Annotated in this window: 2 protein-coding genes; both read right to left on the minus strand. The window is 67.3% G+C overall.

Annotated features, from left to right (window positions below):
* Window positions 1-84: 84 nt before the first annotated feature.
* Entirely contained in the window at window positions 85-672 is a 588-nt protein-coding gene (locus H3T89_RS08815) for a class II glutamine amidotransferase (RefSeq protein WP_198216882.1), read from the minus strand.
* A 2-nt stretch (window positions 673-674) separates the two neighbouring features.
* On the minus strand, window positions 675-1,674 hold a 1,000-nt coding region (locus tag H3T89_RS08820; protein ID WP_198216883.1), incomplete at its 5' end, for a hypothetical protein.

Raw genomic sequence — 1,674 nt, forward strand, 5'->3', positions numbered from 1 at the left:
GAGTGGCCCCCATCAACAGGGGGCCGGGAGCCGTCGCCTGGGGCCGGTCCCGGGCCTGCCGGCCCCTGGCCGGCAGGGGCAGGCTTACCGGAGGTCCTCCTCGTCTTCGTCCTCACCCCAGTAGGGGTAAAGCTGGTAGTCATAGCCGTAGTCGAGTCCGGCGGCCATCCATACGGTGTTGCTGACGGTGATGGTGCCCTGCTCGCCGGGGATGGGGGTGCCGGGGGTGAGCCAGTCGAGGCGGCCGGTCTGGTCGATGGAGGCGAAGTAGCCTTCCGTGCCCTGGCTGAGGTCGGCCCCCTGCTCCCATGCGGCGATGGCGTTGCGGCTGTCGCATTGGTGGGGGCCGTGGCTGTAGCGGCGGCTTATGCCGTTGTGGGCCATGTACCCTTGCCTGCCGTCGCGGCTCCATGCGAACGGGTGGGTGTTCTGCTCGCACACGGGGCCGTTGGTGGCCAGCCGGAAGTGCATGAGCACGGGCATGCTGGCCAGGGCGGCCCGGTTGCGGATGATGAAGCCCAGGGTCTTGTCGTTGTCCGGATTGCGGTACCGGTGCAGCTTCCGGCCGTCGAACCAGGCGACGCCCGCCCCGTCGGGGTTGGCGTCGCTCATCTGGGCGAGCTGAAGGCTGCTGGGCATGGCGCCGGCCCCGGCGGTGCAGATGACGCACATGCTCAGTCCACCGCCTTTTCGCGGGCCGATTCGGGCACCGCGTCGGCCCAGGCGGTGCGGCTGGCGGCTTCGATGCCCTCCGCCGTCAGGCTGGCGGGGTGGCGCTGGAACAGCCGCCACATGGTCTTAATCCACTTGATGGCCGGGAGGAGCTGTTCGGCGCTGTCGGCGTTCCATGGGCCGAACGTCCTGAGCTCGATGGTGTCGTCGTGGTCGTCGTTGACGGCCACTTCCTTGCCGTGGTAGTAGTCGGTGAAGCGGCACCACCGGTTCTGCTCGTGGTCCGCGTGCCGCATGTTCAGCCATGCGGCTTGGTTCGCGTCCAGCCCGTCAAGGGCGTGCGCCCAATCGGCGGCGTACTGGCCGCTGGCGCGGCTGATGTGGATGTGGCCGCCGGCGTTCTCCTGGCTTTTGCGGGGCACTATGCCGGCTATCAGGTCATGGAGTCTTGAAAGGGTCTGCGGGTCGGTGGCCAGCGGCTGGGTCTGGTACTCCCACCCTTCCCGGTCAAGGCTTCCGTCCATGCACCATCCGGCTATCAGGTCGCTGTCGACGAAGGCCTGATGGTCGTGCGGGCCGTCGACCTCGATTTCGAGGCCGATGGTCAGGTGCTCGTCGCCGGGGACGTCCTGGTAGGGGTCGTGGTATTCGGGTTCGAGGCTGTCCGTCTCGTGGGCGGCGCAGTCCGGGCACCATGGGTCGTCATCGTAGGGGTATTGTGCGCATTGGGTGCATACGGTGCTGTCGCATGAGTCGCAAATCAGGTAGCAGCCAGGGCAGAAGGTTTTCCTGCACGCGATGCATTTGATGGTGCATGCGCGGCATATGGGGGTGCCGCAGTGGTGGCATCGGCCGGCTACGGGCCGGTCTGGTGACATGCAGTATTCGCAGTGGGCGGCTTCCGGGCCGGGTTCGTCGCTTGGGTTGGTGTCGGTGTTGGTCATGTCTGCTCCTTGCTGTGTGTGGCGGGCTCCTCCCGCCTGACAACCTCCACCAGGCACG

Origin of the sequence: Bifidobacterium sp. W8114 (assembly GCF_016101165.1) — a bacterium.
Lineage (GTDB): Bacteria > Actinomycetota > Actinomycetes > Actinomycetales > Bifidobacteriaceae > Bombiscardovia > Bombiscardovia asteroides.